This window comes from Longibacter salinarum (assembly GCF_002554795.1).
Taxonomy (GTDB): domain Bacteria; phylum Bacteroidota; class Rhodothermia; order Rhodothermales; family Salinibacteraceae; genus Longibacter; species Longibacter salinarum.
In genome coordinates this window covers 127,049-149,755 of record NZ_PDEQ01000007.1, presented here as the reverse complement: position 1 = coordinate 149,755, position 22,707 = coordinate 127,049, and the positions used below count along the sequence as shown (strand labels likewise).

16 protein-coding genes are annotated in these 22,707 nt (G+C 58.5%); 9 read left to right on the top strand and 7 right to left on the bottom strand.

Annotation, left to right across the window (positions count from 1 at the left end):
* The first annotated feature begins 3 nt into the window (after positions 1 to 3).
* From CRI94_RS13985 to CRI94_RS13970, 4 genes are all read left to right on the top strand, one after another.
* On the top strand, positions 4 to 999 hold the full coding sequence (locus CRI94_RS13985) for a glycosyltransferase family 4 protein (RefSeq protein ID WP_098076997.1): 996 nt from the start codon (positions 4 to 6) through the stop codon (positions 997 to 999).
* A 318-nt stretch (positions 1,000 to 1,317) separates the two neighbouring features.
* On the top strand, positions 1,318 to 2,631 hold the full coding sequence (locus tag CRI94_RS13980; RefSeq protein ID WP_143815415.1) for an O-antigen ligase family protein: 1,314 nt from the start codon (positions 1,318 to 1,320) through the stop codon (positions 2,629 to 2,631).
* A gap of 3 nt (positions 2,632 to 2,634) precedes the next feature.
* Positions 2,635 to 3,840 (top strand): glycosyltransferase family 4 protein, encoded by a 1,206-nt coding sequence (locus CRI94_RS13975; RefSeq protein ID WP_143815414.1) that lies wholly within the window; start codon positions 2,635 to 2,637, stop codon positions 3,838 to 3,840.
* On the top strand, positions 3,837 to 4,967 hold the full coding sequence (locus CRI94_RS13970) for a glycosyltransferase (RefSeq protein WP_098076989.1): 1,131 nt from the start codon (positions 3,837 to 3,839) through the stop codon (positions 4,965 to 4,967). The genes CRI94_RS13975 and CRI94_RS13970 overlap by 4 nt, the downstream gene beginning before the upstream one ends.
* Before the next feature lie 35 nt (positions 4,968 to 5,002).
* Here the strand turns inward: CRI94_RS13970 and CRI94_RS18050 are convergent, their stop codons facing one another.
* Entirely contained in the window at positions 5,003 to 6,109 is a 1,107-nt protein-coding gene (locus tag CRI94_RS18050) for a glycosyltransferase family 4 protein (protein WP_098076986.1), read from the bottom strand.
* A 168-nt stretch (positions 6,110 to 6,277) separates the two neighbouring features.
* Between CRI94_RS18050 and CRI94_RS17525 the strand changes: the two genes are divergently transcribed.
* From CRI94_RS17525 to CRI94_RS13945, 4 genes are all read left to right on the top strand, one after another.
* Positions 6,278 to 7,036 carry a hypothetical protein gene (locus CRI94_RS17525; RefSeq protein ID WP_143815413.1) on the top strand — a complete coding sequence of 253 codons (759 nt, stop codon included), beginning with the start codon at positions 6,278 to 6,280 and terminating at the stop codon, positions 7,034 to 7,036.
* Positions 7,037 to 7,038: 2 nt separating this feature from the next.
* Positions 7,039 to 7,659: a DapH/DapD/GlmU-related protein gene (locus tag CRI94_RS13955; RefSeq protein WP_098076980.1), complete on the top strand. Its 621-nt coding sequence runs from the start codon at positions 7,039 to 7,041 to the stop codon at positions 7,657 to 7,659.
* Between the two features lie 253 nt (positions 7,660 to 7,912).
* On the top strand, positions 7,913 to 9,151 hold the full coding sequence (locus tag CRI94_RS13950) for a glycosyltransferase family 4 protein (RefSeq protein WP_098076977.1): 1,239 nt from the start codon (positions 7,913 to 7,915) through the stop codon (positions 9,149 to 9,151).
* Between the two features lie 421 nt (positions 9,152 to 9,572).
* A complete protein-coding gene (locus CRI94_RS13945) occupies positions 9,573 to 11,528 on the top strand; it encodes a hypothetical protein (protein WP_098076974.1) in 1,956 nt (651 codons plus the stop codon).
* 22 nt (positions 11,529 to 11,550) lie between these two features.
* On the opposite strand, the gene CRI94_RS13940 is transcribed toward CRI94_RS13945, so the two are convergent.
* Entirely contained in the window at positions 11,551 to 13,272 is a 1,722-nt protein-coding gene (locus CRI94_RS13940; protein ID WP_143815412.1) for a capsule assembly Wzi family protein, read from the bottom strand.
* 692 nt (positions 13,273 to 13,964) lie between these two features.
* Between CRI94_RS13940 and CRI94_RS13935 the strand changes: the two genes are divergently transcribed.
* Positions 13,965 to 15,458 (top strand): HAD-IG family 5'-nucleotidase, encoded by a 1,494-nt coding sequence (locus tag CRI94_RS13935; RefSeq protein WP_098076968.1) that lies wholly within the window; start codon positions 13,965 to 13,967, stop codon positions 15,456 to 15,458.
* 40 nt (positions 15,459 to 15,498) lie between these two features.
* Here the strand turns inward: CRI94_RS13935 and CRI94_RS13930 are convergent, their stop codons facing one another.
* The 5 genes from CRI94_RS13930 to CRI94_RS13905 form a co-directional block, all read right to left on the bottom strand.
* Positions 15,499 to 16,443 carry a class I SAM-dependent methyltransferase gene (locus tag CRI94_RS13930; RefSeq protein ID WP_179862319.1) on the bottom strand — a complete coding sequence of 315 codons (945 nt, stop codon included), beginning with the start codon at positions 16,441 to 16,443 and terminating at the stop codon, positions 15,499 to 15,501.
* A gap of 351 nt (positions 16,444 to 16,794) precedes the next feature.
* Positions 16,795 to 17,223 carry a PaaI family thioesterase gene (locus tag CRI94_RS13925; RefSeq protein ID WP_098076963.1) on the bottom strand — a complete coding sequence of 143 codons (429 nt, stop codon included), beginning with the start codon at positions 17,221 to 17,223 and terminating at the stop codon, positions 16,795 to 16,797.
* Between the two features lie 579 nt (positions 17,224 to 17,802).
* On the bottom strand, positions 17,803 to 18,672 hold the full coding sequence (locus CRI94_RS13920; protein WP_098076960.1) for an acetamidase/formamidase family protein: 870 nt from the start codon (positions 18,670 to 18,672) through the stop codon (positions 17,803 to 17,805).
* A 411-nt stretch (positions 18,673 to 19,083) separates the two neighbouring features.
* Entirely contained in the window at positions 19,084 to 19,554 is a 471-nt protein-coding gene (locus CRI94_RS13910) for a DUF4019 domain-containing protein (RefSeq protein ID WP_179862318.1), read from the bottom strand.
* 641 nt (positions 19,555 to 20,195) lie between these two features.
* On the bottom strand, positions 20,196 to 22,163 hold the full coding sequence (locus CRI94_RS13905) for a TonB-dependent receptor plug domain-containing protein (protein WP_098076952.1): 1,968 nt from the start codon (positions 22,161 to 22,163) through the stop codon (positions 20,196 to 20,198).
* Positions 22,164 to 22,707: the final 544 nt, after the last annotated feature.

Genomic DNA, 22,707 nt, shown 5'->3' with positions numbered 1-22,707 from the left:
GATGTGAACATACTGCTGGAAAGCCGTGTCTTCCACCCCTCCGTTGGCGGCATGGAAACCGTTGCTCGTCAGCTTGCCGAAGCCTGGGTGCGCCGTGGACACGATGTGCAGATTGCGACGCAAACCCCGATCGGTTCCGCCGAGGAGGTGAGAGCGTGCGAGGTGTATCGTCTTCCCTCTTTGTCAACGCGGTTGCGCCTGCTATCCAATGCTGACGTATACGTTCAGAGTGGCATCTCCCTGAAAACCCTACCGCTCGGATGGATAACACAAACCCCTATGGTGGTCATTCACCATAATATGCTTCCACTGAAGGGTTCGACGATTGGTGTTCGAAACGGAATGAAGCGAGTTGCTTCACGATTTTCCGAGAATATCGCGGTCAGCGAAGCAGTAGCTAACGACCTCCCCCGCGACCAAACCAGCGTCATTCACAACCCATTCGAACCCAGCTTCTCAGACTCGGGTCAGGATGTCGAATCCCATCGCCTATTATTTGTTGGACGGCTGGTGTCCGTAAAAGGGGCTGATATCGCTTTGCGTGCTATAGCCGAACTCGACGAGCGGTACATTCTCGACATATGTGGCGAAGGTCCGGAGCGCGATGCTCTGGAGGAACTCGCTCACCGGCTGAAAATCGCAGATCGCGTAACCTTCCACGGCTGGGTTGATCATCAAGATCTCGCACCTCTCGCTCAGGCCGCAGCGATTCAACTCATCCCATCCCGATACGAGCCATTCGGTATTGTTGCACTCGAAGGCATCGCAGCAGGGTGTGCTATTGTCGCCGCAGATACTGGTGGTCTTCCGGAAGCTGTCGGCCCCTGCGGCGTTCTGGTTTCTCCGAATGATTCGGGCACATTCGCGGAAGCCATTCACCACGCCGCGGCGAATCGAAGTCAGCTTCTTTCGCATCGCCAGGAACACCTCCGGCACTTTCATATCGACACGATTGCCGATCAATATCTAGATGTGTTTTCGCAAGCTGTATGCGGGTAGAGATAAAACCGTGCAGACGCCTCTCTGTACTTTCTGCTACGTTCGCCCCGGACTAGACAGGGAGTAGAAGCTGCCCCTTCCGTAGAAAAATGTAGTTATCCGCAAATCCTGGTGCCTTCGTGCACCTGGCGTATCGCTTGCGGTGCGTACGCCTTTGGTAGGAGGATCAACCCCTCCCGCCGGGCATACATTCGTCACCTCTTCTTTGCCCGTGGCATGAATGCCATCCGACGATAACCCATCAGGATGCCGGAGTCCCGCGCTACATATAATCGATCGAGGCAACATCGATCGTATACACGTACGGGATTCCGATCCGTGCCGGGATGGATGTGGATGCTTGGGCTGTTTTCCGTCTTAATCATTCTCCAGGGTGCGCTCCGCAAATGGTGGCTACCCGGACTCTCGACGCCTCTATATGTAGCTAAAGATGTAGCACTGATTGGAGCCGTTGTGTTATTCGGGACGTGGAGCGACTTTCGACTGCCGACTCCGATCAAGCGTACGGTTCTTCCCTCCGTCTGGGGGCTCTTCGCTATTGTCGTGATTGCACAGGCGTTCAACTTCAACTTTCCGACCGTCATCGGGAGTGCGGTAGGCGTTCGCAGTTACCTGCTGTACTCATTGCTTCTCGTGCTCATGCCCGTAGCCATGGAGCATGTTCGACGACCCGAGCGGTGGATCATCGCAATTGCATTGTGCATCATCGTCCCCGTACTGCTACTCGGGATGTACCAGTACAATCAGCCCCTCGACGCCTGGATCAATCAGTATGTACGGGACGACCAAGAACTCGCCGCTGTAGCTGGCCGTCCCCGCATCACCGGAACCTTCAGCTACGTAGGAGGGATGGGGGCTTTTCTTACCTTCAGCCTGTTTTTCGGTCTTGCTACCACGCTGGCAGGACTTCTCCACAAGCATCGCTGGTATAAATGGGTTGGAGTGGCTGTACTCGGACTTGCTATTGTTGTGGCTCCGATGAATGGCTCAAGAAGTGTGGTCCTCGGCGCGCTCGTTCCTCTCCCTTTTGTCCTGTACGCTCTATTCAAAGATCGGCGGGGAAGGGCAGCCGTGGTGGGCTTGAGCATTTTAGTCCTCCTTGCAGGCTACGCAATTGGGCAGAGTACATGGGCATCCGAGGGATGGATCAATCTGGAGGAGCGAGCAACAACAGCCAGCGACCGTGATACGCGCATTACGTCGATGCTGACCGACCCGGCTAAAAAATTGTCCGTAGGCGGGCTCTTCGGCTACGGAACGGGGGCGACCCATCAAGGAGCCGGAGCGCTGGCCCCGGGCGGACGCATCGATATTCCGGGTGTATACTATGAAGGAGAATTTGGCCGCGTGATTGTCGAATTAGGCATTGTGGGCGGACTCCTTTACCTGTTTCTGAAAGTGATCCTCGCCTGGCTTGCATGGCAGGCCCTCAAGCGTGCGAACAATGCCTGGCATACGTTACTGGCGGTGTTGACATTCAGCGTCGTCCTTCTACCCGTCGTATCCGGAATGATTGTCTTCAACCATATAAATGGAGCCATTTACTGGCTTTGCGCTGGGATTGCGGTATGGCTCTGGAGCAAACAAGAAGTCTACCTCCGGCATCACCGTCCTCAAAAACCGGCTAGATAGTAGGTGCCTTTCCTCGTCACACACCCAAACCGTCAGCATTCGCACCAGTTGGCTCTCGCGTTGCACAACGAGAATCAACTGGCCGGGTACTGGACCGGTGTACCGGCACGTCCGCTCACACCCCGGTCCTGGCTGCAACCGTTGAGCCGCCTTCTGGAGAAGCATTCTCTGCTTCCGCTACCGGATGAAGCCGTTCGACACAACGTCGTCGCCCCCGTCGTTCGGCGAGTTGCAAAGCTTCTTCCGCACGCACACACCGTCGACTGGATGCACCGCAGCATGCGTTGGTTCGACCGGTGGTGTGCTAACCGCGTGAGCAGCCTGAACGACGTTGGTGCCGTTATATGCTATGAGAATGCTGCCCTGCATACGTTTCGGGCAGCTCACCGTCAAGATATGGCGACCATTCTGGACGCGGCCAGCTTTCACCATGCGTGGCAGGACCGCCACTACGACTATCCGGAGTCGGATGCGGTACACAGGCGCATCACCGAGCACAAGGACGCCGAAATCGAGCAGGCTGATTACGTCCTCACCGTATCCGAGCTTGCCCGACAAAGTTATATCGACGCCGGCTTTGATCCAGTCCGGGTCGCCGCCATCCCTGTAGGCTGCGATCTTGAGCGATTCTCACACTCCACGGAGGGAGCCCAAGAAAAGCATTCCCATGATCCCTTCACGTTCATCTTTGCAGGGCATGCCGGGCTCCGCAAAGGGATCGATACGTTGATCGAAGCCTCCCGGCGGCTCGACCAGCAGGGAATTAACCACCAGATATGGGTTGCTGGAGGCGAAGACCCGAACATCCCGTGGAATCAGGCCCCATCTCTCGAACGATTAGGGCGCCTGACGCATGAGGAACTGGCCCAAAGATTTCAACGGGCAGATGCTCTCGTCCTGCCTTCCCGGCACGACTCCTTCGGGATGGTCGTCGTCGAGGCCCTCGCCACGGGTTGTCCGGCCATGGTGAGTGAGCAGACAGGAGCAAAACAGGCAATATCGGAGAACGAGTCCGGATGGATCCTTCCGGCCGAAGACACAGACGCCTGGGTTGACCGAATGACCTGGTGCATTCATCATCGCGACGATGTCGCCTCCATGGCCCCGAAGGCCCGACGGGATGCACAACCCTACTCCTGGGAACGATACCGGCAGCGCGTGACCGCCCACCTCACTGACCTGCTTATGGATTCGCACGTCCCCTCATGACTGTTCTCCACGTGATGCCCAATGTCTCGCGGGCATTTGGCGGACCCACCGAATCTCTGATCGGCTATGTCTCGGCCGCGTCGACGCAGGGAATCACGGCCCACATCGCTGCGCCCGGTGTGGGCAACGAAGATCGCGAGTGGCTTGTCAATGCTCTCCCTCCATCCGCCACCCTACACGAATTCACTTCGCTGGGGCGCCACGCATGGGTGGTCGCACCAGGACTATGGACGTGGCTTGTCATAAATGGCCACCGCTTCGATGCCGTGCATGTGCACGGGTTATTCAACCCGATCAGTAGCATATCGGCGCGAATCGCAGCTGCACGTGACATGCCGCTCGTCATGCGGCCGTTTGGAACCTTATCCAAATACACGTTCTCAAGGCGTTCGAAACTCAAGAATCTATACTTCCGTCTACTGGATCGTCCCGCCCTCCTGCAGGCCAACACCATTCATTTCACAACCGAAGCCGAGCGGGAAGAGGCAAAGCGACATAATCTTTCTATGACTGGGCGATCTCACGTCATTCCACCTCCTTGGCGTGGGGACATCGAAGAAATAGATCAAGATGACAAGACCAAGCACCCGACAGTGCTGTTCATGTCACGTCTCCACCCGAAGAAAAACGTCCTGGGCCTGCTCGAAGCGTGGCAAAACGTTTCGCAAGAGCACCCACGAGCAGAATTGATTATCGCGGGATCCGGAGAGGACGAATACGTCGACATGCTACATGCCAGGGTCAGAGACCTCGGAATTGAGCACAGCGTATCGTTCCCGGGGTTCGTGACCGGAGAGGACAAGGCTCGCCTTCTCAAAACGAGTTGGCTCTTCGTCCTGCCCTCTCACCAGGAAAACTTTGGGGTAGCTGTCCTGGAAGCGCTGGCTGCCGGTCTGCCCGTGGTCATATCAGACGCGGTCCAGCTAGATGCCTTCGTAACTGCAAACGACCTCGGCAAGGTCGTGCCTCGCGAGACACCCGCGATTAGCTCCGCCCTGACTACCGCGCTTGACGATCCTAAGTGGCTTTCAGATCGTGCTAAACGAGCACCAACCATCGTGGCAGACCAATTTTCACTTGAGCAAATTGGCAAACAGTTAAAAGCGATGTACGAAGCGATTTCGTAGGAGATCAACCCGTACGCAGTCGTCATTAGCCACTCTCATGTCGAGTCTGGTTCTAGGATTTTGTCCAGAAGCGCGTGCTGTCGCTCTCGGTAAGCCTCTTTACCGTAATAAGAACGAACAGCGGCCGACTCAACCGATGTATTTGCATCGAGAGTGGAGCGAATTGCCGACATCAATGCATCCTGATCGGCCGGATCGACAACCGAACCGAACCGTCCATGCTGCAGTGCCTCGGACGTCCCATCGGACGTGCTACCGATTGCCGGGACGCCACAGGCGAGAGCTTCGAGTATAACCAGACCGAATCCTTCGCCTTCGCTTGGCATCACGTATGCATCCGCCAGTCGAAAGTGCTCTGCCTTCTCCGATTCTGGTACGTATCCGGCAAAAACAACACGATCGCGAACGCCAAGATCGGTCGCTTTCTGTTCCAGCCGCTCTCGGTCCGGGCCTTTGCCTGCGATTAAGTACGTCAGGCCGGGATATTCATTCAGCAATTCGGGCATTACCTCGAGTACCCGATCAAAGCCTTTTCGACGATCCCGCCCGACCAAACGACCCATCGTCATCAACACGGGGCCGTCGCCCAAATTGTACCGGTCGATTAACTCGTCACTTTTCGGTCCCGGAGTTAGACCGGAGAAGTCAATTGTGTTTGGCAGAACGTCCACATTTTGTGGCGAAACGCCGCTCCACCTGATAAACCGCCGTTTCGTTACATCGGCAACACTGATAACATGATCTATATGCGGCACGCTCCAGTTTACAAGGCGACGATGGGTAGGCGTCCAGGCGTCCACACCATGGATATTAAGGAGGAGCGGAGCACCAAGTAGGGCTTTAGCTACCAGAGCAATCGGTGTGAGGTGAATGTGTCCGCACCAGACCAAATCGAAATCTCGATCTTTCAGAAGAACCTTCGTGAGCGCACGAAGATATGTGCTTTTGCCTCCAATCCCCTCTGTCCGATGGTCAAGGCAGCCAGGTAACGACGAAGTGATAGGCTCGGGTTGAAGCAGCGGCAAAGCGACGAGTTCTTCGACGCCCGGATAAGCGCAAAGCCCACGAAGAAAGTGACGATTGGCTGCTGCAATGCCCCCGTACCCTCCGAATGCGTCGGTGTAAAGCGCGAGAATCCGCATATATATTGTATGTGGACGGGAATATTCGAGTCCGTGCTACGATATAGATGCAAACCGTGTTCGGCTGCATCCGAGGCTACAAATCGAACTTTATTCAGCGCGGAGGAATCTGTACGATTCTCGCGACGTTCTGCCGGAACCATTATTTTGGACTCTTCTGCATAACCTATGTCTCGAATACTGGCTCGACGAGTAAAAGAATTGCGGTTTCGTGTTAAGACATTTCTCGGAACCCGACCCAGTTTGTACTTTCCGATTTATCGCTTCAAGAATAGGCACTCTGACCTACTCGTCAACAAAGACACCGATCTCTGTGTTGAGGGATTTCCTCGATCGGCGAATAGCTTTACGGTAAGCGCAATCTCAGCAGCACAGACTGGGAATATTCGAATAGCACATCACACGCACGTCCCCGCGAATGCGATTCGAGCCTGCCAGCTGGGTGTACCAACGCTTATTCTAATCAGAGACCCTTTCGATGCAATTACATCACTAACGGCATTGAGGCATCAAACCCGCAACGTTTCACCCAGTCAGGCCGCGGAATCTCCAGCGATCTCTTTTGCTCTTCAGATAAATGCCTGGATTGCATTTTACGATTCGCTTCTTCGTCATCGCGATCGATATGTTATTGCACCGTTTGAGACGGTGATTGGAGACATCGGTGTTGTAACCGCAGCACTGAACAAAGAATTCGGAACAGACTTCGATTTGTTCGAGCACACCTCAGAGAACGTGGCGGCGCTTCATCAGGAGCGTGGATATCATGCTGGTCCCAGTAAGCAAAGATCTGCGATCAAAGAGGGCGTTCGATCCGCTTTTGAACGTCAGGCTGATTCAAACCCGACCGTTAAAGCACGTTTGTCAGATGCAACACGTCTCTACGAGCGCTGGATCAGCATGTCTTCTCTACACGCGAATTCATAACCATGAGTAGACCGTCGGCAGTGCAGAAAGCTCGCGACATGCCATGGCTTGCCCGTCTCGAGCTACGTCGTCGCCTCGCATGGCCCGTCATCCGTATGCAATTCGCCTGGCACGGGATCGAGTGGGGCTCGAACTGGCGCATCTTTGGTCGTCCGATTATTCAGCGCCATCGCGGAAGCACATTAAAGGCGGGGAGAGATCTGGTCCTTCGCTCATGGACAGACTCAAACCCGTTGGCCCCGACGCATCCCGTCGTGCTATCCACACGGAGTGCGTCCGCAGAGATCACTATTGGCGATGAGTGCGGGTTTACCGGGGCCGTCGTGGTCGCCGAAACAAAAGTTACCATCGGTGACCGCGTACTTGCTGGAGGAAACGCTCAAATCGTTGATACCGACTTCCACCCACTCGACCCCGACGAACGCCGGAGAAATATCAACGCAGGGGCATCTCGCCCGATCTCTATCGGGGACGATGTTTTCATTGGAATGAACAGCATCATCCTGAAGGGCGTCACGATCGGAGACGGCAGCGTCGTCGGTGCCGGTAGCGTTGTCTCTCAAGACGTGCCTCCCCGAACCATCGTAGCCGGTAACCCCGCACGGGTCGTACGGTCCCTGTAGGGTTCGGATATGTTAATAGCGGGTCGTTGATTGTCAATCGTGGATTGTGGATTGGACAAGGCAGTGCGAATTGCGAAACGTACGGAGGATTGAGATAACGCATTACTGATCTCATATTCCTGCGAGCGAACTCTCGACCTCTAATCCTCCGGGATATACGGCTCCCACAAATCCCCCATTCCCCTATCGCCCGCGCCCTCTCTCCCGTTCGCGCTTACCCCTTCCCTCACACCCCAAACCTCAAACCCCACAAATGCCGTCTGTTCTCTTCACGAATCGCGTCTATCCTCCAGCCCCCGGCGCCACGGGTGCGGTGCTGGCGGAAATGGCCGTGGCTCTGGTTGATCGCGGGTGGGACGTTACGGTCGTGACGGGCCCGGCAGACGGGGCGCCGGAGTCGGAGGTCACGGAGGCCGGCGTTCGCGTCGAGCGGGTAGGGGCGCTGCGGTTTACGAGGGCCAGCACGTGGAAGCGGGCGTTGGCGTACCTGTCGCACTATCCGGCGATGCTCACGCGGGTGCTTCGCCTTCCGCGCCCGGACGTTCTCGTGACGAAGACGGATCCGCCGCTCCAGCTCGTTCTCGGCGCGCTCGTTCACAAGATCACGGGCGTGCCGGCCGTGCACTGGGCACAGGATCTATATCCGGAGATCGCGGAGGCGCTCGGTGTCATTCCGGAAAACGGCTCACTGGCCCGCCTCCTGCGCCGCGTCTCGACCTCCTCGCTCGAGACTCACGATCACGTCGTGGCCGTCGGACGGTGCATGAAGGAGCGAATCGTGGCACGTGGACTCGCCGCAAACGATATTTCGATCGTGCCCAACTGGCCACCGTCGTCCGTCCATCCGGTGCCGCATGAGGACAACCCGTTCCGCGGGCAGCATGACCTGCAGGGCAAGTTCGTGGTGATGTACTCGGGTAATATGGGTCTCGCGCATCCGTTCGACGCGGTCCTCGATGCGGCCGACGAGCTTCTTGCGACTCACGATGACATCCAGTTCGTATTCGTGGGAGAAGGGCCGCGGAAATCCGACCTCCAGCAGCAAACGGAGCGGCGCGGACTCGGTAACGTCACTTTTCTCCCGTTCCAGCCGTACGAGGAACTGGACCAGAGCTTGAGTGCCGCCGACCTGCACCTCGTGACGATGGAAGAAGAGGCAGAAGGACTGGTCGTGCCGAGCAAGATGTACGGCGCGCTCTCCGCTGGGCGTCCGGCGCTGTTTCTTGGTCCCACGGGCAGTGAAGCGGCACGCCTCGTCGAGGAGCATGACTGCGGGACCGCCCTTGCCCACCCCACCGGCACACGGCTGGCCAATGCGATCCGCTCATGGTACGGCCGTCCCGATATCGAGTCAGCGGGCCGTCGTGCTCGTTCGGCCGTCGAGGATGGATTCGATCGCGCCGTCGATGCGTTCGACCGGATTCTCCGATCCGTTGCGAGTCGCGAACGCGTCCCGTCTATTCGCGCACTCCCGGCGTCGATCGAGCCGTAAACCATAGAGTCCGGTCTTCTTCTGCCATTGGAGAACAATCGTCGGTCCAGGCCAACCTATCTATTCCGCGGCGGCATTATTTTTGACGCAGACATTTTGTAACGAGACGTCGAACGGAATCGTCCCCTGCTCCCGCTTTTGGTGAACGACCTCGGTCGTTTCTGACATTACAGTGCATCATTTTCGGTGCACTACGGGTCATCCTGTGCCCGTCGGCCTATGTCTTTCGTAGCAATATGGGGGCATCAGCGCCCTGGAAGCGATTTCGGTAAACAGTCTTTACATCAGCATCATTTTTTTGACCGTCGCGCCCAATAGGTTTATGGGCTACAAGAGAAGTTAAACATCTCGATGAGCACTTGCGGGCCGGTGTTGATCTGGTCTGTTCATCCTTCCCGCTCCGTTGCGAGCAGTACTGTACATGGAACGCGCTTCGGCGTCACTTACATCGATGGGATACGACGTGACGGGTAGTCTCTTTGCCTTCCTTCCAGCTTTGGACTCGACGCCCGAAAGCTGGATGATTGCCGTCACGGTAGGCATTGGTATTTTGTGCATGATGCTTCTGACGCCGCTCGTCATTCGCCTCGCGAAGCAGTTGGGCTGGGTCGCGTTTCCTCAGGAGGACCGCTGGCACGACCGTCCGGTCGCTCTCATGGGCGGCATCGCCATCTTCGGATCCAGCGTTGTTGCCGTTACCCTCTCCGGAGCGTACGAGTTTTATTCGTGGCCTGTCTGGCTAGCCGGTGGACTCGTGTTTTTTGCCGGGCTGGCGGATGACCTGTATGACATTCGTCCGGAAGCCAAACTCGTCGTCCAGATTCTGGCGACGGTCCTTCTACTCTATGCAGGGTTCGCATTCTGGCGCGGCGGCCCGTTCTGGCTGTCGGTACCTCTCACGTTTCTCTGGGTGATTGGCGTCACGAATGCGGTTAACCTGATCGACGGGATGGATGGTCTTGCAGCCGGTCTCGCCGCGATCGCGGCGTCCATTATCGGGCTCGTCGCGTGGATGATCGGCATCACACAGGTCGCTGTCGTTGCTGGAGCAGTTGCTGGAGCCGCTGCCGGATTCCTGATCTTCAACTTCCAGCCGGCCCGCATCTTCATGGGCGATTGCGGGAGCATGTTTTTGGGTTTCACGCTCGCGACGCTCGCGCTGACAGTTCAAGGAAAAGGCGGACCGTTTGCGGCAACGCTCGTCCCGATTGTCGTGCTCGCCGTTCCGATCTTCGACACGACGTTCGTGACGATCACACGTATCTTAAATGGCGTGCCGGTCACGCAGGGCGGGACAGACCATACGATGCATCGCCTGGTCACGCTTGGTCTCTCGGAGCGGCGAACGGTCCTGCTGTTGTATACCGTGAGCGCCATCTTCGGCCTCTCGACACTCGCGGTCTATCAATCTACGGCTTCTCTGTTTTACGCCCTTGCGCTCCTGGCTATCGTGGGGCTCGTTGGGTTCGGTATGTATCTCTGGTCCGCCCACCCAAAGACGACCGGACAACCCGAACCTGTCTTTACTCAGCGGTTCGGTGCGGTTATGCGCGCCATGTTCGGTGGAGCCGGTTGGAAATCTTTCGTCGGCACCGTTGCTGATTTACTTCTGGTAGCTGCCACGTTTATCGCGGCGCATCACCTTCGCTTCGGCGCAACCCCACCCGGAGACGTCTATGAAGTAATGCTTACCGCCCTGCCGGCGGTGATCGGTCTCAAAATCGCCATTTTCTACATCGCAAATCTCTACCATGGCATCTGGCGGCATGCAGGCACCCCGGAGTTGGTGCGACTCGTGGGCGCTTCAACACTGGCATCGCTGATCACGTATCTTGGCCTGATCATCGCTTTTGGTGCTAATACGATTGCCCCCGCTGTGGTCGTAATCGACTGGATGCTTACAACCGGTGCCATCGGACTCCTCCGGTTTGGCTTCCGTGGTCTACGGCAGTACTTCGCGTCGCATCGGACAGAAGGCCCGCGCGCGGTCATCTACGGTAATGATCCAACAGCCCTTCTTGCCGTGCGGTATTTCCGCCAGCCGGACACCGAGATCGATCGCACAATCGTCGGTTTCCTCTCGGATGAACCCGACCAGCAGGGCCTACACACGCAGGGACTCAGCATCCTCGGCACGCTCGATCACCTGCCGGAGACCTGCACTCAGTACGACATTGACGAGGTGATCGTCACGGCCCCCAACCTCTCATCTGAGGAGAAAGAGATCATCCAGCGTGAATGCATCGCACATGGGGTGACGTGCCGCTATTTCTCGGTCTCGCTTGACCCGCATCCCGAAAGCGGCAATGCCTCACTGTCATCGGGCGACGGAGCCTCCCGTACGGATCTGCCCCACATGTCGTCGCGCTCCTCATAAGTAGCCCGGTGGTCTTTACCGTCTATCGAAGACCCGGAGCATCGAACGGCAGTCCCCATCGAAGGAGCACGTAGGGCTGAACAATACGCGTCGTCCCGAGCACCTCGTCATCCGTCGACTCCACCCGAAGAGCCGCTTCCACAAACAGCTGCGGTAGAATCTCCGCTCCGGCATGTGCATCCACCGTCCACTGTGTCTCTAGCACGCCGGAGAGCATGTCAACATACCCTCGACTCCGGGTTCGGCTCGACAATGTTGGATCGGCTCCGATGTTCTCACCCGCAGGGTTGCGACCGCGTTGCGTCCACCGCGTTGTCAGCCCGGCCTGCCAGCGGCTCGGCGGGTCGAACTGGGCGGACAGCGTCACGTCGTACGCATTCGGCCCGGCAGGGTGGCCGAGCGGGTCGCGGTAGTGGACGTAGGCGTTCGGCGTGTAGAAGTGGTTGTAGAGAAACGGTCGGAGCCGAGCGACCTCTGCCTGTAGCGACAGGTGATCGGAGCCGACGCCAGCTATGTCTGCGCCGAGGATCCATCCCCACTTGTTACCCCACCAGCCGCTGCCGATCTCGCTCACGCGGAGCTCATCCAGCAGAAACTGACCGTAGAAGCGAGCGCCGTCGATAGCTATCCACGATCCGCCAATACCGAGCATCGCATTGTCCGGGCTTCCGATGTCGCGTTCCACGGCACGATAGAAGATAACCGGGTTTAAATAGCCGAGCTCAAAGTTGGAGCGATTGACGATCGAATCGGTCTGCGGAGCGAACCGGATCGACTCGAACACCTCGAGTTGAAACCGATCGGTGACGTGCATGGCCAGTCGGTGATGCGCACCATATCGGCTCGGATACGCTGTATTGCCGCCCCGCTGCGGGGTACGTATGCGGTTTAGCTCCGTGTATCGCGCGAAGAGATTCGTGTATTCCAGACGCCAGACATTCGTCCGGATCTGCAACTGATCGTAAGCAGACGCGGCATCAGAGACATTCAGGCTCTCTCGACCGAAGCCCCAGCTATTTTGGTCTCTACCGAACCGCACTTCAAAAAACCGGGAGCGGAAGCCTACGACTCCAGTCGCCGTAAAATAATCGTACACTTCTTGATCCTGCAGCAGTACATTTCCAAGCCCAGGCGCTGTACCCTGCGCTGCCTCGTCTAAAATCCGTCCGTCCCCCTGCGATACAAACTGCACCTGGGACGGGCGCTCCTGGTTCTCAGTCAGGCGGCTTTCGAAGAAGATCGGGCCGATGTGGCCGGAGGCGCGGACGCCCCGCGTGTTGCGCCAGGTGGTTACATTCGTCGAGTCGGAGAAGCGGGCCTGCCCGACACTCGCGTAGAGTAGCGGGTTGACCTGCAGGGCATATCCGTCGCCCGTCACGGCTGCCATGTCACGCCCGTTTGGGTAGAGGCGTCCCCAGATCGACTGCGCGAGGCCGGCTCCCGGCTGTGGCTCCTCGTTGCGGAGCCGGGCGACCCAGCGCTCCTCCTCGGCGGATAGCTCGTCTCCGTAGTTTGCCGTCAGGCTGTCCAGCGCTGCCTGCATCTCGTACGCCGAGAGCGGACGGTTTGACACAAACGTGTTCGGCAGACGGCCGAGGGTCTTCTGGCGCTCCAGGAAGCGCTGTGCCGGTCCGTCGATGAACAGCACGCCGTCGGTCTGGGCGCTGACGGGCTGTGTCATGATTGACACCAGCGCGAGGGCCAGAAGAAAGACGACGGACAGGAACCGTAGAGGTGTGTGCATGCGGACGGGGAGGTCGGAGGGCGGGCGAGTCGGCGGGAGGTCGATCAGATCTGGAGCAATCGACGGTCCAAGTTGGGCGTGGTGGAGGGTGAAGGTCAAGCTCCTCGGATTTTGATCGGGCTCTTCTTTCCATAGGGTGGTGCTTCGACCATCACTCTTTGTCCTGTTTTTGAACGACCAAAAACAGGACGGAAAAAGTCGCCCGTCGGTTAGAACTTCGGCTGGAGGCTACGTTCTGCTCGCTGAACGAATCGAAACTCGCTTCGCTCAGACAGCGATTCGTTCGGGCACTCGCTCTCTTCGCCTTCCGGGACGCCGAACTTCTAAAGGACGGGGATCTGGCGCCGGAAGCTGTCGTGGGTGTGATCTCCGATCACCGGATACATGCCATAGTCCACAAGTCAAAACAACTGCGCCACCCGGAGGACGTAAGACGTGCCAACGTTCTACGCCCAAACGCACAACGACTAAACGTAAAACGTGTCAACGTATTAACGTGCAACGTTCCAACGTTTCAAAATCCAACGCAGTAACGTTTCAACGCAGCAATCCCCAATCGGTCATCCTAAATCCGTAATTGTCAATCCGTAATCCAATCAATAAACCGGACCGGGAAGCATTCGGCGTTGCGGTCGTACACAGTGGTCCTGCTGAAAGAGTGGGATCGTTTTTTCTAGATCGAATTTGTTTGTATGGACGCTTCTGACGACGTTCGTGGCCTGTTTTGCAACCGGACCCTCAACCTCCGAGGGATTCAGGCGATTGGCTATGACATGGATTATACGCTCGTTCACTACCACATGCGGGAGTGGGAGCAGCGGGCCTACACCTTTATCAAGGAGGGGCTGCTTGCGAAGGGATGGCCGATCGATCACCTCACGTTTGAGCCGGACCTCGTCATTCGCGGTCTGGTGATCGACACTGAGTACGGCAATGTTGTGAAGGCGAACCGCTTCGGCTATGTCAAGCGCACCTTCCACGGCACGGAGCCGCTCGGGTATCGTCAGCAGAAGGAGTTCTACCAGCGCACACTCGTCGACCTGTCCGAGGCTCGCTGGCACTTCATCAACACGCTCTTCGGCATCTCGTCGGCATGCATGTACATGCAGCTCGTCGACTTGCTGGATGCAGACGAACTGGAGGGCTCGATGGGCTATCACGACCTTTACGAGGAGGTCCAGCATACGCTCGACGAGGCCCATATGGAGGGGCGCCTCAAGCAGGAGATCATCAACGAGCCATCCCGCTTTGTCAACCTGGATCCGGAGATGCCGCTGGCGCTGCTCGATCAGAAGCGGGCGGGGAAGAAGCTCCTGCTGATCACGAACTCCGAGTGGGACTACGCGCAGCCGATGCTGGAGTACGCATTCAACGAGTTTCTGCCCGACGGCATGACGTGGCGAGACCTGTTCGACCTGTCGATTGTCGGGGCGCGAAAACCGGACTTTTTCTCGGTCCGCATGCCGGCGTTTCGCGTCGTCAACGACGACGGGTTGCTACGGGAGCACAAGTCGGGGCCGCTGAAGGAGGACTGCGTCTACGTCGGCGGGAACGCGTCGCTCGTAGAAGAAACGCTGGGGCTGCGCGGAGAGGAGATTCTGTACATCGGCGACCACCTGTTCGTCGACGTCAACATTTCGAAGAAAGTCCTTCGCTGGCGCACGGCGCTCGTCGTCCGCGAGCTAGAGGGGGAAATCGAGGCGTTTCGGGAGTTCTCTGATAAGCAGGATGAACTCACGGACCTCATGCGACAGAAGGAGAGCATGGAGGCAGACTACTCCGCCCTCCGCCTGCAACTTCAGCGGGCACGCGACGGCTATGGACCAAACTCGCAGCGCCCGCCGGAGGTCATCGAGAACGAGATGAGTGGCCTGCGCGATGATCTGGTCGCTCTGGACGAACGCATTGCTCCTCTAGCAAAGGAATCGAGTCGTCTCGTGAATGAAAACTGGGGACCGCTCCTCCGCACCGGCAAAGACAAAAGCATGTTCGCGCGCCAGGTCGAGCGCTACGCCGACGTCTACACCGGCCGCGTCAGCAATTTCCTGCACCACACGCCGTTCATCTACCTCCGCTCCCACCGCGGCAGCCTCCCGCACGACGATGCCGCCAGCGAGGATGGCGCCTACACGATCAGCACGTCCGGCTACGAGTGGGACGAGACGACGGCGAAGGAAAGAGGCTGAATGTGTGAAAGTATGGAAGTGGGGAGGTGTAAATCGCCGTCTACAAGGAATGGAACCAGGAGATGACGTCCTCATCGGAGAGAGGCGTTTGCCGCTTTCTTCCGGTAAAATAGTATCCTGACGCGGCGTCCCGGGCGCCGGGACGATCAATCAGCCAGTGGTCAAGGTACTTCAGGGGAAATGCCGTTAGGTGCGCGATGGCAGCCAGGGCTCTTTGTGTAGCAGCTGATCGGCCGAAGCTCCTCAAGAAGCCCCGATATGCCCACGCCAGCGCCATCCCGGGCCCGCAGGTCGGACCGATGCCGACCACGTCAAAACTTGAGAAGAGTCTCCGGTAGCCGACCATCGTAAACCGGGTGAAGTCGTACGGCTTCATATGCATCGCCTGAAGGAACGGCGTTTCCGCATGAACAATGCCGTTCGGGGCGAGAACACGGTGCATTTCTCCCACGCATCGTTGCGGATCCGCCACGTGTTCCAAAACCGCCTGTGCAACGACCCCGTCGAAGGCTCCATCTTGAAACGGCAGGTCGTGTGCATCGCAGATCAAATCAGTTTCGGGCCCAAACGCTACGTCCGTAGAGAAAATTTTGATGGAGGGACTTTCATACAGAACGTCGGAGCCCTCCCCTCGGGTGCGCCCCCCGACAACGAGCACGCGAGCAGGGGAAGGCAATTCGTCAACGAACCGCTGAAAATTGTCCTCAGCCCGCACATTTAAGTTGAGCGAGGGCAGAAGCCGGGCTACCCGCTGCACTAGTCGCGATGTTTCCGGAACGGTGGTTTCGGTTTTCTGCTCGAACTGATCAACGGAAAAAAGACTTTCGTCTTCATTGATTAGCACCGGGATACCTTCAACAACCGGGTATCGATCTTCGGAATCGGCAATCGATACGAGATGCCCTCCTTCGCGCTGCAATTGGGCACCGGTTCGCGGCGACCGGCATAACGGAAGAACGTCATCGAGCGAATTCGTGTCGGGCAACGTTGTCTGGGAGTCGATACTATTCATTTAGGCAACCTGTTGCGAAAAGTTAAAAATATGCCGTCGAGCGGGCGTAAATGTTTGGAAGTGTGGACGTTTGAGAGGGTGAAAGCATAAGGGAGAGGAGTATGAAGGTATGATAACCTGTTTGGCGGATCGAGCGAAAAAGCACGAGCAGGAGGTCTGGTCTCCGGTAAGATCAAATGGCAGCTGTTAATGCGGACGCAGTAGACACGGTGCCCGAGCTCCACGACATCTCAGTTTGGCGAGATTCGCGAGGACCGACCGCCGGGAGGTCCGTACCGCTGGATGGCCGGAGGCTGTCCGCCAAACAGGTTCTGAACCCTGAACTCATCGCCGTATCTGACACGTCGCCTGGGCGCGGGCGGCGGTTTTGCCGTTGGGAAGGCGGACGGTGGCCTCGAGGAAGAGTTGCCGTCCTGCGCGCTCGGCGACGCGGCCCTCGACCTCAATGTAGTCGACCGACGGGGGAACGGGGCGGAGGTACTGCGTCGACATCTGCGTCGTGACACTCGGCGGGGCGACGAGGAAACTGAGCGGACCCAGCGTGTTGTCGATCGCGGCTGCGATGAAGCCTCCCTGCATCAGCCCGAGCGGATTTTGGTACCGCTGCTGGACGGGTAGCCGCACGACCAGAACCTCAGCGCCCGCGTCGAACGAGACCGCCTCGGCTTCCATCTCTTCGTAGCACGGTGGCGGAAGCTGAAGGTCGGCATCTGCAGGCACGCGCTCACGGAGACGCTCGAGTATGTTCGGCATAGGCGACGTTTGGGAAAGGGAAAGGGGGAAAGGGTGAGTGGGGGGACAGAATGTATGGGGGTGTGAGAGGAAATTCGAAGGGCGGATTTCGAATTGCGAACCTCTCACGGGAAGACCGGTGCTCCTTCTCTGAACACTGACAACCTGTTTGGCGGATGAAGCGTGATAAAGTACATGCAGCCGTTCATGCCTGGTCATGTGCCTGCTGGTCATCTTAGTGCACGGACGCAGTTGACACGATGCGCGGGATCAACCAAGCCTTGTGCTGAGAGCGTCCCAAGGACCGCCCAACGGGAGGTCCGTACCGTTGGGGTGCCGAAGGCTGTCCGCCAAACAGGTTTTGAACCCTGTGGCCCCGGCAACATCGGCAACACTCTGCCTCGGCAACACGGGTAACACCTCAGGACCGTTCTGACTCGTCTTTTCCGGTTCGGTGCTCGGCCCTCGTTGTTTTCGAAGGCACCAACCGTCGCACGGCCGTGCGACGGTTTTTTTTTACGATCTCAGTGGCATTCCCTTCAGGTTATTCGGCAGCCCGTTGAACGATGAACCCTGAACGTTGAACCCTGAACTCTGAACTTAAACAGGATCCGGGACTTCGGCCATGACGATCGGGCAGCAGGGTCCGCCGAGGCGCATGCCGACCCGGGCGCTGGCGTAGGCGTTCGCGTCGAACGGGTCGAGTCCGTGCTGCGTGATCAGCAGGTCAAACGCCTGGTCGAGGGCCGACTGGTGGGCTTCCTCGAGCGTGTCGGCGATGCCCATACAGAGTGTCGTGGTGCCGATGCGAACGCGCGGCGTCGGGGGTGCGGCGTCCTTCTCCAGTCCCACGCGAAGGCGCGCCCGCCCCGCCGCTTCAATAGCGACCCACGTCGGCTCGCCTCGCCCCATCGCTGCGTGCAGGTCGCCTACCGACAGGCGTCCCCCATCGACCTCGACGGGAAGCCGGATCGTCGCACCGGGGGAAAGCTCGCGCAGGTCCATGTTGCCGCCGAAGCGGTAGGCCGGCTGAAAGGTCGATCCCTCTCCCTCCGCGGGCGCCACGCCGATGCATCCGATCATCGGCTCGAGCGGCACGGTCAGCTCGTCGCTGATTCGAAGCTCATCGCCCTCGATGTTGATCTGCCGCGTCCTCGTCTCGCCGGTCCGCTTGCCGAGTCCGCCGAACTCCGGCATCCACACCGACCACGCGCGCCGGATTTCGACATCCAGAACGTCAATAACGAGCGCGTCGCCGGGCTCGGCTCCGTTCACAGCCACCGGCCCCGTCACCAAGTTGAACGTTTCCAGGCCGATGTCTTCGACCGACTCGCCGCTATGAAGCCGCTCGTAGGCGACGTCCCCGGTCTCGAACGTCACGACATCTCCCGGCTCGATCTGCATCGCCGGTTCGTGTTCTCGATTGAAGGTGGCCGTGCGATGCTCTGTGGTAATGACGTGCTCCTTCATTTCTCTCGGGCGACTAAGTGAGACAATCCGGCGGACCTGACGATCACATCATCTTCATGCCAAGAAACCAGCGTCTCCTCACGTTCGCAAGGCGAATCCTCAGAATCGCCAGGAAAATCGACCTTTTCCCACCTCATACCAAATCCAAATGACAATGTCGGGGTCACGATCGTCTGTGGACGCGTTTCGCAGGCTTGAAGGTGCCAGAAAACGTTGATTCCTGCGTCTCTTACTTTTTTCGATCGAATCGACCCCATATCCGATGCACGGCATCCGGGCACGATCATTTGGGTTCAGTATCACAACGGCTCGATGAATGAAAACGACCCTCGCCTTCGGTTAGGAAGACGAGGGTCGTAAACCGTTCGGCCGGCTGCTCGTCGCAACCGGTTGTCGGGAACAAGGGTGGCGTTACTTGCCGCCTCCTCCCGGTCCACCGTTACCGCCCTGCGGCGGAGCGGCCGGACGCATGGGTTGCACAGCATAGCTAGCTACCTTCCACTCGCCGTCCTCCTGAGTCGTCAGAACGACCTCGTTGAACGTGGCGGGGTTGTACTCGGCCTCGTAGCGAATCACGACGAACGGACCGCCCTCCACCTGCGGTAGGGACTCACGATACTGAGCTTCGGCGAACTCGCGAGACTTCACGTCGCCGAGTTGGCTCTGCTTCTGCTTGTTCTTCTGCGCCCAGACCTTCTGTTCGACCTGGTCCTGCATCATCGACGCCGCAGCCTGATAGCTGGCATCGAATTGACCCTCGTCGTTGGTTTTCAGCCATTCCTGCGCGACTGCGCGGGCCGACTCCTTGGCCGCTGCCGTGTCGGTCGCCGCCCCAGAATCCTGGGCCATAACCGGCGCTCCGACGAAAAGAAGAAGACTCATTGCGAAAGCAAACGTACTGCGCACGATGCGTTTCATATGCATTGAGCAACTATAAAGGGAGAAAATGAAGCGAGCGCCGACCAGAAACGACCGATTACGGCAGCGGTCTGGCGCCACATACAGTCGAACATACCGACCGGGGACCACGCTGTTCAAAGTTCAGAGTTCAGAGTTCAACGTTTATTGCTGCTGAGGTCGAGCAACGCAGCAAACGATGAACGTGTCGGCGTACATCGAGCGAGGAGATGCAACAATCTCACGTTCTATCATGAGATCGCCCACAGAACACGCTCACCCCTTCGACACATGCGGAACGACCGGATAGCAAGAGAACCCTGAACCTTGAACCCTGAACCCTAGCTACCGGACACTTTCGCTGGTACTTGCGTCACTTCGACATTCCCCGGCGCGGCTGCTCCGACATGGACGGGAGTATGTGGGTATGGGAGTGTGAGAGTGCGTCATTTCTCGACGATGACGCCTCGTTTCCGAGACGTGTGAGGCTGACGCGGTCCGTTTCTCGAAGTCGCACGGAACCATTCCGTGGTGGAATCAAACTGTCCGGTACCTAGCCCTGAACCTTGAACCCTGAACTTTGAACTGTTCGCTGAACCCTGAACGTTGAACTCTGAACTAGCCGTTTACAGCCAGAAACGGAGGCTAACGAGAAACGTCCGGCCCGGCATCGGCGCGTCGAGGACATCGGAGTACTCGCGGTCGCGCAGGTTGCGGACCTCGGCGGACACGGCGACGTGCTTGCCTTCGGTCATCTGCCATCCGTAGGCGAGACGGACGTGGATCAATCCGTAGTGGTCGGTCGGGATCTCGCGGTTGCCCGTCCGGTCGAGATACGACGCGTTGACGCTGCCGGTGATCTGGCCGTACGAAATCGCCGCCCGGCCCTGAAGCATGTGTCGCGGGCTGGAGAGGGCGTACCTTGCATCAGCAACCGGCCGCTGCGAGGTCAGAGTCTGATCCATGAGCGTGTAGCTCCCATCGAGCAGCACGCGGACGCCCTGGATCGTCTGACGAAACGATGCCTCGGTTTCGAGGCCGAGGGTTTCCACCTCATTCAGGTTACGAGCGACGTAGGCCGCGTCGTTTTCGTCAACTTTCGCATAGTCGATAAGTCCGGTCGTGCGGCGCCCGAAGCCCGTCAGGCGAAGCGTCAGTTCCGGCGTCACGTAGATATCGGTCCCCGCCTCGGCCGACCAGCTTCGCTCGGCGTTCAGGTCGGGGCTGCCCTTCGTCGTCGGGAGGTCGATGTAGCGCTCGACGTAGTTCGGTGCGCGAACGGCCCGCCCGACGCCGGCGCGCAGCGTCACGGTACTTAGCGAGTACGATGCGAAGAGCTGGGGCGTCGGCTCCAGGCCATAGAGCGGGTCGCCGTCGAGTCGCAGGCTTCCGTTCAAAACGAATGGCTTCGTCGGACGATACCGTGCGCTGGCGAAGACCCCGCCCGCCACGTCCGCGCGGTCGCCGAGCGTATTCGAGTCGATGCCGCGGACCTGTCCGGACACCCCGCCGTTGACGGTCCACTCTGGAGAAAGGGTGCGTGAGACCTCTGCCTGCACGGTCGTCAGACGGCTGGTGTGGATGCTGGGAGACGCCTGCGGGTTGTACCGGTAATTATCGTCGTGCAGCTTACTCGCCACCTGCGCCGTCCACCGCGTGTCGGCTCGCGGATCGCCCTGCGCACGGATCTGTGCCCACAGCGTCTGCGTGGATTCGCGCGCGGTGTCGCCCGCTACAGCGTAGTAGTGATAGGCGCTAAAATCTCTATCGTCGATGCCGATGCGAGCATAGATCGACCCGTCGCCCAGCTTGGTCTTGGCGGCGGCTGTCCCGGCGTAGCGCTCAAAATCCGTTCGTTCCTCGCCGCGCGAGCTTTCGATGACGTCGCCCTGGTCGTTCGTAATCGGCTGGCCGTTCGATCCCTGCGCGGTCCCTGCGACGCTGATGCGCCAGTGCTCCCTGGCCACGCGAAGCTGTCCTTCGGTGCCATACAGGCTGTAGTCGCCGTACTGACCGATGACATCACCGCCCACGCCGTTCTCTGTATTCTGAACGGGGGCCATCGCCGCTCGCGTAAAGATCTGCACGACGCCACCGAGCGCATCCGGGCCGTAGAGGGCCGTCGCCGGGCCGCGGAGAACCTCGATCCGCTCGATCTCCGGCAGCGGAATCGGGATGTCCATCAGGAAGTGCCCCGTCATCGGATCGTTGACGCGCGCACCGTCGACCAACAGGAGTACACCGTTGAACGTGGAGCCGCGAAGCGACAGGTCGCTTTGCACGCCGAAGGCACCGCGAGAGCGCACGTCCAGTCCCGCCGTCACCTCCAGCAGCTGATCGACCGTCGTGATCGGCATTTCCGCAATATCACGACGGGTCCACACCTGCACGCGGCGGCCGGTGGTCTGGCTGGGCTCGGCATAGCGGGAGGCGGTCACGACGACCGAATCCGGCATCTGAACGTACATCGCGACCTCGGAGGTGTCGCGTTCGGCCGTGTCGTCGGACTGAGCTGCGACAGACCGGCTAGAGACAAACACGAGCAGGCTCGCCGCAAGGACGGCGACCCGAAGAGAAGGGAGAAGGTGATACATCGGAAGAACGGTTTCTCAGACAACCACGAGATTTTCGCCGCACAGGGCTACGCGAGCAGTCGACTGAGGTTCAAGGGAAGCGATCGTCCGTCTACGATCTCTCTTCCAAAACCGAAGCAGCAATGACGACACCTTTTGACGCTTCCTGCGGATGTAAATTGAACGTGGACTTATTCACAATCGAAGAATTATAACCGTGGAAGCGCTTTCGATCCAGTACTGCACTGGAAACCCGTCGATTCTTCTTCCAGACTGCTTGAATTCCATCGATTGAAGCCGAATCATGATTACCTGTTGATAGAACGTGAAGGTGTGCGCGAAACCAGGGATCGCCGGTTCGGTGTGGTTCACTAGCACACGACCCGGGCGTGCGCAATGTAGTTACATGCGGCGTCCTCCGAGTCCACCTGTATCGCCCATCCACGCACACCCACTCTGCTGCAAGCGGGTTTGGCTCGACGGAGGTTTGACATCACCGTCTGCTCTTTCCCTTGTGCTTGCAGCCTACACACGCTATCTCGGGTCGCGGATAGACGCGCGCCCG

Excerpts from the sequence above, each read along its gene's own strand:
- CRI94_RS13970 (WP_098076989.1), top strand. The coding sequence starts at position 3,837 with ATGACTGTTCTCCACGTGATGCCCAATGTCTCGCGGGCATTTGGCGGA.
- CRI94_RS18050 (WP_098076986.1), bottom strand. The coding sequence starts at position 6,109 with ATGCGGATTCTCGCGCTTTACACCGACGCATTCGGAGGGTACGGGGGC.
- CRI94_RS17525 (WP_143815413.1), top strand. The coding sequence starts at position 6,278 with ATGTCTCGAATACTGGCTCGACGAGTAAAAGAATTGCGGTTTCGTGTT.
- CRI94_RS13955 (WP_098076980.1), top strand. The coding sequence starts at position 7,039 with ATGAGTAGACCGTCGGCAGTGCAGAAAGCTCGCGACATGCCATGGCTT.
- CRI94_RS13950 (WP_098076977.1), top strand. The coding sequence starts at position 7,913 with ATGCCGTCTGTTCTCTTCACGAATCGCGTCTATCCTCCAGCCCCCGGC.
- CRI94_RS13945 (WP_098076974.1), top strand. The coding sequence starts at position 9,573 with ATGGAACGCGCTTCGGCGTCACTTACATCGATGGGATACGACGTGACG.
- CRI94_RS13940 (WP_143815412.1), bottom strand. The coding sequence starts at position 13,272 with ATGCACACACCTCTACGGTTCCTGTCCGTCGTCTTTCTTCTGGCCCTC.
- CRI94_RS13935 (WP_098076968.1), top strand. The coding sequence starts at position 13,965 with ATGGACGCTTCTGACGACGTTCGTGGCCTGTTTTGCAACCGGACCCTC.
- CRI94_RS13925 (WP_098076963.1), bottom strand. The coding sequence starts at position 17,223 with ATGCCGAACATACTCGAGCGTCTCCGTGAGCGCGTGCCTGCAGATGCC.
- CRI94_RS13920 (WP_098076960.1), bottom strand. The coding sequence starts at position 18,672 with ATGAAGGAGCACGTCATTACCACAGAGCATCGCACGGCCACCTTCAAT.
- CRI94_RS13910 (WP_179862318.1), bottom strand. The coding sequence starts at position 19,554 with ATGAGTCTTCTTCTTTTCGTCGGAGCGCCGGTTATGGCCCAGGATTCT.
- CRI94_RS13905 (WP_098076952.1), bottom strand. The coding sequence starts at position 22,163 with ATGTATCACCTTCTCCCTTCTCTTCGGGTCGCCGTCCTTGCGGCGAGC.